Annotated in this window: 11 protein-coding genes and 1 tRNA gene; 6 read left to right on the forward strand and 6 right to left on the reverse strand. The window is 68.3% G+C overall.

The window, feature by feature from the left end; genetic code table 11:
* Nucleotides 1-6 precede the first annotated feature (6 nt).
* Entirely contained in the window at nt 7-729 is a 723-nt protein-coding gene (locus EI73_RS05710) for a metallophosphoesterase (RefSeq protein WP_034384984.1), read from the forward strand.
* Nucleotides 730-736: 7 nt separating this feature from the next.
* Here EI73_RS05710 and EI73_RS05715 read toward each other — a convergent pair whose 3' ends face one another.
* From EI73_RS05715 to EI73_RS05730, 4 genes are all read right to left on the reverse strand, one after another.
* Nucleotides 737-2434 (reverse strand): VanW family protein, encoded by a 1698-nt coding sequence (locus tag EI73_RS05715; protein WP_034384986.1) that lies wholly within the window; start codon nt 2432-2434, stop codon nt 737-739.
* Nucleotides 2435-2510: 76 nt separating this feature from the next.
* Nucleotides 2511-3608, reverse strand: coding sequence for a phosphohydrolase (locus EI73_RS05720; protein WP_034384988.1), 1098 nt, complete (start codon nt 3606-3608; stop codon nt 2511-2513).
* A gap of 2 nt (nt 3609-3610) precedes the next feature.
* Entirely contained in the window at nt 3611-4408 is a 798-nt protein-coding gene (locus EI73_RS05725) for an enoyl-CoA hydratase/isomerase family protein (protein ID WP_034384990.1), read from the reverse strand.
* Between the two features lie 58 nt (nt 4409-4466).
* Nucleotides 4467-5183: a purine-nucleoside phosphorylase gene (locus EI73_RS05730; protein WP_034384992.1), complete on the reverse strand. Its 717-nt coding sequence runs from the start codon at nt 5181-5183 to the stop codon at nt 4467-4469.
* 403 nt (nt 5184-5586) lie between these two features.
* On the opposite strand from EI73_RS05730, the gene EI73_RS05735 reads away from it, so the two are divergent.
* The 4 genes from EI73_RS05735 (at nt 5587) to EI73_RS05750 (ending at nt 9722) form a co-directional block, all read left to right on the forward strand.
* On the forward strand, nt 5587-6852 hold the full coding sequence (locus tag EI73_RS05735) for an S-layer homology domain-containing protein (RefSeq protein WP_034387803.1): 1266 nt from the start codon (nt 5587-5589) through the stop codon (nt 6850-6852).
* Between the two features lie 89 nt (nt 6853-6941).
* The gene (locus tag EI73_RS05740) at nt 6942-7292 is read left to right on the forward strand and encodes a hypothetical protein (protein ID WP_034384995.1); all 351 of its coding nucleotides are present in this window, start codon (nt 6942-6944) and stop codon (nt 7290-7292) included.
* Nucleotides 7289-9424, forward strand: a complete 2136-nt coding sequence (gene recJ, locus EI73_RS05745; protein WP_034384997.1) for a single-stranded-DNA-specific exonuclease RecJ — start codon at nt 7289-7291, stop codon at nt 9422-9424. The genes EI73_RS05740 and recJ overlap by 4 nt, the downstream gene beginning before the upstream one ends.
* Nucleotides 9425-9470: 46 nt before the next feature.
* Nucleotides 9471-9722: a hypothetical protein gene (locus tag EI73_RS05750; protein ID WP_034385000.1), complete on the forward strand. Its 252-nt coding sequence runs from the start codon at nt 9471-9473 to the stop codon at nt 9720-9722.
* Nucleotides 9723-9729: 7 nt separating this feature from the next.
* Here EI73_RS05750 and EI73_RS05755 read toward each other — a convergent pair whose 3' ends face one another.
* Both EI73_RS05755 and EI73_RS05760 read right to left on the reverse strand, forming a co-directional pair.
* Nucleotides 9730-10743, reverse strand: a complete 1014-nt coding sequence (locus tag EI73_RS05755) for an SIS domain-containing protein (RefSeq protein WP_034385002.1) — start codon at nt 10741-10743, stop codon at nt 9730-9732.
* 206 nt (nt 10744-10949) lie between these two features.
* A tRNA-Arg gene (locus EI73_RS05760) sits at nt 10950-11026 on the reverse strand.
* Between the two features lie 40 nt (nt 11027-11066).
* Between EI73_RS05760 and EI73_RS05765 the strand changes: the two genes are divergently transcribed.
* Nucleotides 11067-12998: a peptidylprolyl isomerase gene (locus EI73_RS05765; RefSeq protein WP_034385004.1), complete on the forward strand. Its 1932-nt coding sequence runs from the start codon at nt 11067-11069 to the stop codon at nt 12996-12998.
* The last annotated feature ends 8 nt before the right edge of the window (nt 12999-13006 follow it).

The raw sequence follows: 13006 nt of genomic DNA on the forward strand, positions 1-13006 counted from the left end.
GAAGCCATGAGGTTGGCCATCCTAGGAGACATTCACGGGAACCGCTTCGCGCTGGAAGCGGTGTTGGAGGATATCCGGCATGCTGCGCCCGACTTGGTTTGCAACCTGGGTGACAGCGTGTGGGGCGCAGCAGACCCAGCGGGAGCCTGGGCGCTTCAAGCCGAACACGCGCCCGTCACCGTACGCGGCAACACCGACGAGCGTGTAGCGGGGCTGCGGGAAGGCAAGGCGGCCATGCGTACCTGGCTCCTGGCCCAGCTTCCGCCCGAGGTGCCGGGCCTCCTCGCCGAGCTCCCCACCTGCGTGGACGTGGCAGACAGCGAGGTGCGCCTCTGTCACGGCAGCCCCCGCAGTCCCTGGGAGGACCTGCTGCTCACCGAGGAGGGGGGACACACCCGGCCCGCGCACTTCTCTGAGCTCTCGGAACGGCTGGGGGACTTCACCCCTGCATCAGGGGGGCGCGTCTGCGTCGTGGGGCACACCCATCACGAGATGCTGGCCGTGGTGAACGGCGTGACGGTCGTGAACGCGGGGCCGGTCAGCCGCCCAAAGGACGGGTTGCCGCTGGCCCGCTGGGTGCTGCTCACGCGCCGGGGCGGGACGTGGGCCGCCGAGTTCCGCCGCACCCCCTATGACGTGGAGGCAGCGGCCCGCTGGGCCAGGGCCCATGCTCCGGCGGGGCTGGGTGACTTCGAGGCGCAGTGGCTCCTGGCCGGGCGCGAACCCTGAGCGCTCCTCAGCCGCGCGGTCCGTACTCGTACACCGCGCGCCAGGGCTTATAGACGGTGCTGACCTTGTCGGTGCGGATGCCCTTCTCGTCTTTGATGGTCCGGGTGATGTAGAGGCTATAGCCGTCCTGCGCCCAGTCCACCTGACGGGTCACCCCGGCGGGCAGGTTGGGGTTGAACACGTACTGGGCTGGCGGGTGCGGCGTGCGCGAGAGGATCACGGCGGGGCTCACGGTCACGCTGCGCTTGGGCTTCACACCCCACACCTGCACCTCCAGGGTGCTCTTCGCGTCGTTGTTCACGGTGCGGATCAGGATGGGCGCGCCGGTATCATTGTTCATCTTGAGGTCAAGACCGGGGTCGTACACCGCCGCCTCGAAGCCCACCTGCGGCTCGTAGTACCGCACCCGGTAGGAGTGCTGGTTGCGTTCCACAACGGGGAGGCCCGCCGCATACAGGGCGCGAAAGGCGGTGGTGGACACCTGGCACACCCCGCCGCCCAGACCATCGACGGTGCGCCCCCCGCTGATGATCAGCCCACCCACGAAGCCATTCTCGGGCGTAATGCCCCCCAGCGCCGCCAGAAAACTGAAGTTTTCGCCGGCGGGCACGACCACGCCGTCGATCTTGGCCGCCGCCGTCGCCACGTTGATGCGCCGCTCGCGGCTGCTGCCGTGGTACGTGCTGGTGCCGGTCGCGATCAGCTCCAGGCGCTTGGGATCGGGCAATTCAGCGACCGTCAGCGTGGGCGAACTGACCTTGCTCGGCAGCACGACGCTCTGCACCGCGGGGTCCAGCACGGCCTGACGAAAGGCCGCCAAAGCCCGGGCACGGTCCGTGACGCGCCCGGCCCTGCCCGCGACCTTGACCAGCTGCCCGTCCTGGAGGACGTAACGGGCGTTTTGGGCGGGTTGATCGAGCTGCGCCGCCATTCGGTCAAACGCCGCACGAATGGTCTTTTCGTCGGGAACGATGCCCTCCGGGCGCACCCAGTACAGGTCGGCGACCTGAAGGGCGCTGAGGGTGCCGCCCCGCTCGCTGCCCTGGAGTTTGAGGGTCAAGGGCCGCATGAGGCGGTTGCCGCGCTCCACCTGCGCCCTCAGGGCCTGCGCCGTGCGCTGCGCCTTCCATTCGGTCACGGGCACCGTCACGGTGGTGCGGGAGGGCTCGTTGGCCAAAGCATTGGCTGCGGCGGCAGCGTTGGGCCGCCGACCAGGGCTGTCCGGCAGCACCGCGTACCTTTTCGCCGTCTTGTCGAAGGTGATGACCGCGTTTTTCGGCTCGGCATACAGGTGACGTGTGAGGCGCTTGATGCCGTCCAAGGCCGCCGCAACGTCCACCCGCTCCACCAGGGGCAGGTTCTCCCCGTTCGCCTGACCCGCCCAGCCCCGCACCCGCTGAAGCAGGGTCCGCTCCCGACTGAGGCGCAGGGCGGTGTCTACGCTGGCCTCGGGATCGACCCGCCAGCCCAGCTGGTCTGCGCTCACGGTCCAGCGGTTCTCTCCGGCCACCACAGTCACCGGGTGCGGCGGCGGCAAACGGCCAGCCAAGGCGGCCAGCGCCTCCTCGCGCGTCAGGCCGCCGACGGGCACACCGGCCACGCGCAGGCCCGGCGCGATCTTCCCGTCGTCCTGAATGGCGACGCCCATCGCAAGAGCGCCGCCGAGCAACGCGGCGGCAGACAGACCAGTCACCCAGACCTTCATCACCCGGCAGTGTACGGAGGTTCAGCCCCGCGCAAGTGCGGGCTGGGCACATTCACGCTCGCCGCAGCCGTGCCGGTTACCGCCGCTCCGTTCCTACGCCCAGGTTCTGCGCGACTGTCTGGGCCACCTGCTTCTGGGTGTCCTGCACCTCCGCCACCACCCGTTCGCCGCCCTCCAGGTCCATGACGAAGTGGTCACCCTCCAGGCGAACGCGGCGCAGGATCTGCTCGTCACCCTCCTCACGGGTGGTGGCGCGCAGCTCAACGTACTTCTGCATGGGGGTACGAATCACTTTGGGCGCCAGCACCTCCTCCACCTGGAAGATGCCGCCGGAGTTGTTCATGGTGACGCTGATAAGCACCGGCTTGCTCTTGCCCCGCTCGATCACGACCTGATCCACCGCAAGCGCGCTGATGGAGTGGATATCCACGCTGCCAAGCGCAAAGGCTTTGCGGCCGCGCCCCTTGGTGATATCGGTTCCGTCCGCGACCGCCGTGATGCCGCCTTCCAGCGTGAGGGGCGGCGGGTTGAGGTCATGGCAGTCGATGGCACCCAGGATAAAGGAACGGACCTTGGTGCGCTTCAAGGGATCGGGGTACAGCGGGCCCAGAATCCGGTCGAGGATCGGCAGGGCGAGGGTCACCCCAAACTGCTCGTGGCCCACCCGGTGAATCTGGTTGCCGATGTCGTGCAGCATGGTCCCCAAAATCACCGCCAGGAACACGTCATCTGCGTCACCCACCCCGCTTTCCATGATGTCGGGTTTGACCCCCGCCTCGAGCAGCAGCTCGGTGATCGCCAGGCTCGCCGCACCGGTGATAAAGGCGTGAACGCGCCCGTGGTCGTTGTAGCCCAGCTTGCGCATCGTCACGTAGTTCGCCATGTCCCAGCAGGCGAGCGCTTCGGGATCGGTGCGCAGCGCCTCATAGGCGGCCAAGGCCCGCGGGGCGTTGGCCAGGTCGGCCTGAATGGCGCGGTGGGCTTCCTCGATGAGTTTGGACCGGGGCGTGGTGAATTCCACCATTCGCCTGCTGGGCACTTCCAGAAGCGGCGTCGCCACTTCGGTCTCGGGACGGCGTCCCTCGACCTCCTGCACATGGCCGTCCGCCACACTCAGGGTAAATTTGCTCTCGCCTGTTCCCAGGGAGGGCGCCTGCGGCAGTTCTTCACTCACCCTTACTCACCTTTGAACTCCGCGCGTCGCTTGGCGAGAAAGGCGCTGGTCCCCTCGCGGAAATCCTGGGTGGCCACCGCCAGGCCAAAGAGATCGGCTTCGACCTCCAGTCCGCCCTCTAGGGTGGTGTCGAGTCCCCGGCGCACCGCCTCCTTGACCAGCGAGAGGGCGATGGGCGCGTTCTGCAGCATCTGCTGGGCGACTTCTCGGGCCTTTTGCAGGGGGTCGTCGGCGACGTAGTTCACCAGGCCCAGGCTCAGGGCCTCCTCGGCGGTGACCTGCCGCGCTGTCAGCATCAGGTCCAGGGCTCGGCCAGCGCCGATCAGCCGGGCAAGGCGCTGCGTGCCGCCAAAGCCGGGAATCAGGCCCAGGGTCACTTCGGGCAGGCCCAGCCGAGCACGCGGGGACGCAACGCGGACGTCACAGGCCAGCGCGAGTTCCAGGCCGCCCCCCAACGCAAAGCCATTCACGGCAGCAATCACGGGAATCGGCAGGGTGCTCACCTGATGCATCACGTCTTGCCCGGCCAGCGCGAGTTCTCGGCCCGCGTACACGTCACCGAGCTGCGCGAGCTCGCTGATATCAGCCCCTGCCACAAAGGCCCGGTCGCCTCCCCCGGTGATGATGAGCGCGCCGATCTCCGGGTTTTCGCCCACGAGGTCCAGCGCCTCGCGCAACTCGCTGAGGGTGTCGCCGTTGAGGGCATTGAGCGCCTTGGGGCGGCTGACAGTCAGCACCGCCAACGGGCCATGCTGATCGAGGTGCAGGTTGCGAAAGTCGAGCTCGTCAAGCATCGTCATGCCTTCATCCTGACACGAGGCCGCCGCGGCAAGGGGAAGCCGGGCCGCAGTACGGGGCTCAGCAGCTGGCCAGCGTCACCACCGTGTCGAGCGCGACCCGAATCATCCGGTCCACCCCCTCGGCCAGCACCTCCCCGGGGACAAGCTGCGGGTCACCGATGTCGTTACTGCAGGTGGTCAGGCACCCGGCCCGCAGGCCATGCTGCGCGGCGACGAGGAAAAGGGCGCTGGCTTCCATCTCAAAGCCCAGCACGCCGCGCGCGGCCCACAGCCGAGCGTGTTCGGGTGTGCTCGCGTAAAAAGCGTCCTCGGTCATGATCAAGCCGACGTGGTGCGGCACGCCCTGGGCGCGAGCCGCCTGCACCGCGGCCTCGACCACCTCGAAGCTCGCCGCGGGCGCGTAGGGTGCTCCCCCCAGCAGCTGGCGGGTGGTGCCGTCGTGGGGAACGGCCGCCGTGGCCACCACGAGGTCGGCGGGCTTCACCCGGGGCGTCGCGCCGCCCAGGGTCCCCACACGCAGAAGCGTTGTCGCGCCCAGCCGCGCGAGCTCCTCGGCGACGATGGCCGCGCTCGGGCAGCCCATGCCGGTGGTCTGCACGCTGACCCGAACACCGCGGTAGCTGCCGGTAAAGCCCAGCAGCTGCCGGTGTTCGGTGTAGAGTTCGGCGTCCTCCAGGTACGTCTCGGCGATGTGACGCGCCCGGTTGGGGTCGCCGGGCAACAGAACGTACTCGGCCACGTCGCCGGGCTGCGCACGAAGGTGAATCTGACTCATGCGGGCGAGTATACGCGGGCACCGTTTCGCCCTGAGCCGTGAATTTTTCCACACAAGGGGGATCCGGTTATTCTCACCCCATCTTCACAGGGCGGCGAGATCCGCCCTTTTCTTCTGAGGGGGAATGAGCATTTTCTCATGAAGGTGATGGCTGAAGCTTCCAGAAGCTTTCTCATTTCTTTAGGAGAAAGTACGTTTTAGAGGCAACCCTTGCTCTCATTCGGGCTGAGCACTTTCTCATTATAGACTTAGTTTTGGCAAAAGCTCGTCAGGTTGAGAAAAAATCGGGGTGCTGGGGAGCCGCTCTCGCGGCACGATTCACAAGCCACTCACCGGGTCTGCCTACGGTGATCCCATGCACCAGGGCGGCAAGCCGTGCCTGTGCGAGACAAAGGAGAACCTCATGCGCAAGTCCTTGATGATCGCCTCCACCTTGGCTCTTAGCCTCGGCGCGGCCAGCGCCCAGACCGGCACGACCACGCCCACGACGCCTACGGCTCCGGCCACCACTCCGGCCACGACCACAGCCGCTCCGGCCCAGGTGGTCACCTTTAGTGACGTGCCCGCCGGGCACTGGGCCAAGGACGCCGTGGACATCATCACGCAGCGTGGCCTGATCCAGGGCTTTCCCGACGGCACCTTCCGCGGCAACGAGAACCTGACGCGCTACCAGGCAGCCCTGATCTTCTACCGCCTGCTTCAGACCGGCGCGCTCAGCAGCGGTAACCTCAGTCAGACGGATCTGGCGACCATCACGCGCGGCATGCAGGAAGTCAGCACGGAGCTGGCCGCCATCAGCAGCCGCGTGACGGATCTGGAGCGCCTGAGCGCCGAACAGCAGGCCCGCATCGCGGCGCTGGAAGAGCGCATCAACGCCCTGGGCACCGGGGCAGCGGGTGCGGACGTGACGGCCCTCACCGCCCGTATCGACGCTCTGGAGGCCGCCGTGCGCAACATTCCCGCCGGTCCCCAGGGTCCTGCCGGCCCCGCTGGCCCTGCTGGCCCCGCCGCCGACACCACGGCGCTGGAAGCCCGGATTGCTGCCCTGGAACAGCGCATCAATGCCGCTCCTGCGACCGGCACCACCACGACCGGCACCGTCACCACCGAGCCCGCGCCCAGCACGGTGGTGATCGGTGACACCACCCCCCAGGCCAACGGTGTGACGCGCGGCAACCTGTACGCCGGGGTCAGCGTCGGGGCGAGCGCCGCTCCCGCGGGCCAGCCCTGCTACGTGCCCCGCGCTGGCGGCCGCCCCGTGAACTACTGCGCCAGCTTCGGCGGCATGATCGGCAGCACCCAGCTCATCGGGCCTTTTGGTGCCCGCGTCTCGGCCGACTACAAGCCCGGCCAGAACGCGGTCTCGGCGGACGTGAACGCCACCTACCAGATCAACACCGGCAGCAACATCCAGCCCTACGTGGGCGCCGGTCTGGGCCTGACGAGCAGCGCCAGCCGCAGCTCGACCACCACCAACGTGACCGACACCTACGTGAACGGCCTGGTGGGCGTGGACTTCCAGATCACCAACTCCATCGCCGCCTTCGTGGAGGGGAACGGCCGCTACTACCTGAGCAACAAGGGCACCGGCGCGTTGAGCAGCTCGACCACCACCACGGACCGCGGCTTTGCGCCCGCCGTCAAGGCTGGCCTGAAGTTCTACTTCTAAACGCCCGTCCCCTCCCCTGAGGCCCCCCAGTGGGGCCTTTTTTCCTGTTTGCCTGGCTTCCGCTTCACTTCGGGCGCTAGACTGATTCCATGCGACTCGTGCAGTTTATTCAGGTGCTGCTGCTGCTCGCCCTAGGCACCTACCTGCTGCTCGTCGCGCTCGAAAACCCGGCCCGAGTACGCCTGCCGCTGCCGCTGGGTCGCGGCGAACTGCTGCTGCCGGCCGGTGAGGCGTTTGCGCTGTTCCTGGGCCTGGGCGCCGCCTACATGGCCCTGCTGCTGCTCCCGCCCCTGTGGTTGGCCGGGCTGCGCCGCCGCCGAGCGCTGCGGGAACAAGCGGCCCTGGAACGGCGATTGACGGCGACCCTCCAGGCACGGCTGGGAACGCTTCCCACACCACCTGTCCCGGGGCAAGAGATCACCCCCCTGGAGCAGGCATGACACCGGCGCTTTCGGCACCGCTGGAAGCTCGCTGGCTGCTCGCACCGCCCGCGAGTCGCGTGGCCCTGTTGGAGAGCATGCGGCAGTGGCGCGTTGCGCCGCCGCTCGCGCAGGTTCTGTCTGGTCGCCGCCTCACCCCGGCGCACCTGGACCCGCCCCTGACCCTCACGCCCAATCCAGCCCTCCGGGAGGCGGCGCAGCGGATTGTTGCGGCGCTGCGCCAGCACCGGCGGATCCGCATCCACGGCGACTACGACGCAGACGGCGTGAGTGCGACCGCCACCCTGATTCGGGGGCTGCGTCACCTGGGCGCGGACGTGCACGGCTTCATCCCACACCGCCTGAACGAGGGGTACGGCCTGCACCCGGACCGAATAGAGGAACACGCCGCCGCCTGTGACCTGCTGGTGACGGTGGACTGCGGGGTGACCAACCTGGAGGAGGTGCGGGCCCTCCTCGCTCGCGGCACGGAGGTCATCGTGACTGACCACCACGCGCCGGGGCCCGACTACCCCGACTGCCTGGTGGTGCACCCGCACCGCACCACGGGGTACGATCCCGAACTGCACAACCTCACCGGGGCAGGTGTGGCGTATCACCTCCTGTGGGCCGTATACGAGGAGCTGGGCTTGCCCGCCCCGCTCGACCTCACCGCCCTGGCCACCCTGGGCACCATCGCCGATGTCGCCCCGCTGCTGGGGGAGAACCGGGCGCTCGTGCGCGCGGGACTGGAGGCGCTGGCGGGTTCTTCCCTGCCCGGCATCCGTGCGCTGCTCGAGGCGAAGCGGGTCACGCGCCCGGGTGCTCGGGACGTGGCCTTTTTGCTCGCGCCGCTGGTCAATGCGGCCGGGCGCATGGGGGACGCCGATCTCGCCCTGAACCTCCTGACCACCGAGAGCACCCACGAGGCCCGAACCCTGGTGACGCACCTGGAGGCCCGGAACCTGGAACGCCGGGGCATCCAAGAGCGGATGTACGCGGAAGCCCTGCATCTTGCCGACCCCGCTGATCCCGCCCTGGTGCTGACGAAAGCGGACTGGCACGCCGGCGTGATGGGGATCGTGGCGAGCAAGCTGGTGGAGACCTTCCACAAGCCGGTGTACATCGTCGCGCAGGGCAAGGGGTCCGTGCGCTCCACGCCCGGCATCAGCGCGGTGGAGGGCCTGCGCTACAGCCATGACCTCCTCAAGCGCTACGGCGGGCACCCAGGTGCTGCCGGCTTCGCGCTGGAGGAGGAGAACTTCACGGCGCTGCGGCGGCGCCTGCACGAGTACGTGCGGCAGTTTCCCCGCCCTGTTCCGGTGCACCGCCTGGACGCGCCGCTCCCCACGCTGGGGGTCACCCCAGAACTGGTCCGGCAGGTCGAGGCGTTCGAGCCCTTTGGCACTGGGCATGCCCCGCCCCTTTGGCACGTGCGCGAACCGCTGAGCAACACGCGGTTGGTGGGGAAACGCGGGGACAGCCTGCAATTCCAGATCGGCGGCCTGCGCGGCATCAAACACGGGGAGCAGAATGCCGCTCCCGGTGAGCGAGACCTCGCCGCGCACCTCGTGAGCAGCGAGTGGCGCGGTGAGGTGCGTCTGGAGCTTCAGGGGCAGGCCCTGCGCGCCCCTGCCCCGCTGGGTCTAGACAGCTCTTGGCTTGACGCCCCGCCCCTCCCCCGTCTCGAGCCCAAAGCCGCGATGCAGCACCTGGGTGCCGGAGCGAGCGCCTATGCAACCGGGCCGGTGGCAGCCTATCTGCGGAACCAGGTGCCGGGCCTCACGCTGGTGGCTGCCGGCGAGGCCCACCCGGGGGGCGAACTCATTCTGTATACCCTGCCGGAGGAGGCTGACCTGGTCCGCTGGCTCAGGGCGGGCCGAGTCGCGTTCGCCTTTGGGCCCAAAACGCTTGCGGAACTGGAAGGAGCGCTGTCTGCCCCGCGGCTTCGTCCCCTGTTCATGCCCGCCCAGGTGGACGCGGACGAGGCCGAACTGGAGGCTGCCGCCGACGCCTATCGCCGCTGGCAGTGGGCCCACCTGTACCGCGTGCTCGACGACCGCGGGTGGAATGCCGCCGTCTGGCACCTGCTGGGGCTGGCAGAGGAGCGGCCGCCGACCGCAGAACCGGAGCTTGCTGCGGCCACCCGCTGACCCGGCGTGTCAGAGCCGTGTGAGAGCGGCGCGTCACCATAACAGTATGCGCCCGCTTGCCCGCCGTGCCCTTCTGGACCTCTTCAAGCTGCGCTGTCAGACCCGGCGTGAGGTTGCCGAGGCGCTGGTTCTCGTCGCCGAGGACACCCGCTACTGGGAACCGGCCCAGCGCCTCAGCGAGCGGTACCTGGAGGCCCTCCATTCCGCCCCCGAGCTTCAGGCGGTCGCTCAGGCCGCCCGCGAGCTGGCTGAGCAGGTCCGGCGGGAACGAGCGAACACGGGCGGACCGCACCGCTGACCTTGCCCTACCGCTCTGCGGGCTCGTCCTCGTCGTAAGCCTCGTCGTAGGTCTCGGACTCGTCTGCTGCGCCCTCGCGCTCGTTGCGAATGAGGTTGCGGCGCGGACCTGTTCCACCCTCTGGCTCGGTCGACGAGGCGACCGGTTCGCCCGCCAATACGGCCTGTGCTCGGGCCAGCATGGGGGGATCGCTCGCCTCTACGGCATAGCGTTCGGCGAGGTAGGCGGCAACCCACGCCCCGAAGTACCACAGGGCAAGCTGCGCGGCGTATCCACCGGGACGGTCGGGATGAACGCCTTCCGGGTAGGGGACGTGTACCACCTCGTCGATCCGGGTTTCGAGCACCTCACGCACGATGTCAAGGGTGGGATCGGAATCGCCCAGAATCAGGGCCACCTTGGCGTCCCCCTTCTCGTGCTGCGCCTCAAAAGCCCCGGTCGCCAGGGCGAGGGGATCACCCAGTACGGGCACCGAGAGCGTCTTGCCCACACGAGCAAGGAGTGACTGCCAGGCGTGCGGAAGCGCGTCGGCCTCGGGCGCGGCCAGCAGCAGGGGCAGGCGACCCCACAGGGTCCAGGCGAGGTCCCGGGCGGGGTTGGCCTCAGTGACGTGGGGAGCGCAGCGGTCGCGGAGGTTGGCCAGCAGCAGCTCTGCCTCCTCAGCTTCCGCCGCGTGTCCGGTGGCGTGGGCGAGGTACTGCCCGGCGTGGTAGGGCGTACTCAGCCCGCCGGGCACAAGCACGTCTACGTCGTCGGAGCTGCCGCCGGTGCTCACGCGCCGCACCGCCACGCCCGCGACCTCCGCAAGGTCAGCGTAGTCACGCGCCGCGTCCCCCGCATCGGCACTCGACAGCACGAACTGGGTCCCGCTTCGGGTAAAGGTTCCAGACACCAACGGGGCCGCCAGGTGCGCGGCCAGCGCCCCCTCCCCCACGCCCATCAGCCCGTGGGGACCGGGTTCAGGGCGGGTAGGACCGGCGTAGCTGCCGGGCAGGCGCTCCAGGAGAGCAAGCACATTCATGCTCCTAGGGTACAGCGCGCCTGCCCTGCTGCAAGTATGAGAGCAGCAAAAAAAACAGCGGCCTGGCCGAGCTTCAGGGCTTCATGTGCCCTTGAGAGGGCGTGCTAGAATCGCCCGCGTGCGCCTCAGAAAGCCGTCCCACACGCCCGCCGCCCACGCGCGGCCAACAAAAACACCACCCGTGCGGGTGGCGTCTTGAGGGTGGGTGGCGCGCTCGACTGGACTCGAACCAGTGACCTTTGGCTCCGGAGGCCAACGCTCTATCCACCTGAGCTACGAGCGCAAAGCTCAGGTAACGTAGCACGCAGCGAAAAGGAGATCAAGTGAAGAGGAAGAGATTCGTCAACGTCCTGCTGGGCGTTCTGGCATTGCTGCTGGTGGTTGGCATGGCCTACCAGTTCACGCCGAATGTGGGCGCGCTGTTTGGAAGGGGGCAAAAGGGCACGCCGGCACTGAAGGTCAACGGGCAGACGGTGACGGTCGAGGAGCTCGAGGCTCTGCGCCGGGCCAATCCTGTGCTCGCCAGTGCCGACAGCGGCGTGTTGGCCGACGACTTCAAAACCCTGGTGGTCGCGCAGGCGGCCCGCCAGGAGGTGCTCAAGCAGGCGGCCCGGGATATCGAGGTGAGCCGCGCGGACGCGAACGCCGAGGTCCAGAAGATCCGCGAGGCGAACAACCTCACAGACAACAAGGCCTGGACGGACGCCCTGCAAGCGGCGGGCCTGACCGACGCGGAGTTCCGGCAGCAGATGCGCGAGCAGCTCGCCGTGAACCGCAAGGTCGAGGAAATCCAGAAGAGCGCCCAGCCTGCCACCGACGCGGAAGCGCGGCTGTACTACGAGCTGCACCCGGAAAGCTTCCAGACCGATCCCCGCATCGTGGGCCGTCAGATCGTCGTGAACGACAAGGCCAAGGCCGAGCGCCTGCTGCGGCAGATCCGGGAGGGCGCCGACTTCGCCCAGCTCGCCAGCCAGAACAGCCTGGAATTCAAGGACCGTGGCGGCGCCCTTGGTCCCATTGAAAACGGCAGCCCCCGCCCGGTCGCGCAGGTCGCTCTGCCCGCCGAGGTGGGGACGGCCGCCTTCGCGCTTACTGGGGGCGGCGTCACGGACGTGGTGGAAAGCGGCGGCAAGTTCTACATCGTCAAGGTCGAGCGGTACCTGCCGCCCGTCACCAAACCCTTCGACCAGGCCAAGGCGGACGCGGTCACTGCCGTCAATGAGCAGAAGAAGAATGCGGCGGTGGAACGCTGGCTGACCGAGCTCGAACGGGGCGCCAAGATCGAGGTTCTTGATCCCAACTGGAAGACCGAAAACCCGACGGTGGCGAGCGTCGCCGGGCAGAACATCCCCTACTCCGAGGTGGTGGCGCAGGTCGTGGGGAACCAGAATTTCGCCGGGCTGCTGGGGCAGGTGCCCCCGGAGCAGGCCGGGCAGCTCGTGAATAGCATCCTGAAGCCGCAGATCGTCGAGGGGCTGATCCAGGGCTATGCGGCGCCAAAGATTGTGCAGGACAAGAAGCTCGCCCTCACCGGCACGCGTCAGGAACTCGCCGCGGGCCTCGCCGCCTACGGGGCGCGGAACGTGCAGGTTACCGACGCCGAGATCCGGCAGTACTACGCCAACAACCGCCAGCAGTTCGAGACTCCGGCTCAGGCGACCGTCACCGAGATCAGCTTCCCCGACCAGAACAAGGCCCTTGCCTTCCGGCAGAGCTGGAACGGACAAGGCAGCCTGGCCACCGCTGCGGCCAAGGCAGGCGGCACCGTCAGCGAGCGCGGTGAGGTCAGCCCCGGGACTGCCGGTACTCCGGGCACCCTCGACGCAGCGCTGGAAGCTGCGGTGTTTACCGCCAAAGACCTGCGGCCCGTGGGAGAAGGCCGCCTCAGTGACGTCGTCAAGGTGGGAAACCGCTACCTCGTCGCCTACGTGACCGATCTGAAACCCGCGGCCGTGCAGCCGCTCGCGCAGGTGCGTGACCAGATTCGGGAAACGGTCCTGGCTGAGAAGCGCAACGAGGTCGGACAGGCCTACCTGGCCAAGGAAGTCGCCGCGCTGAAGCCGGTGAATAACCTGCAAAAGGTCCTTGCCGCCCAAGAAAAGCGCCTGGCCGCCGCCGCACCCCAGTCGTCCGCCGAGGGCAAGCAGGATGCCGGAGCAAGCAGCGGTAAGGGCGCCGCGTCTACCGACAACAGCGCGGCAACGAAGGGGGGCACGCCCGAAACCGGTAGCGCTCAGGACGCAGCGAAGCGCTGATCTTGGCT

This window comes from Deinococcus sp. YIM 77859 (assembly GCF_000745175.1).
Taxonomy (GTDB): Bacteria; Deinococcota; Deinococci; order Deinococcales; family Deinococcaceae; genus Deinococcus.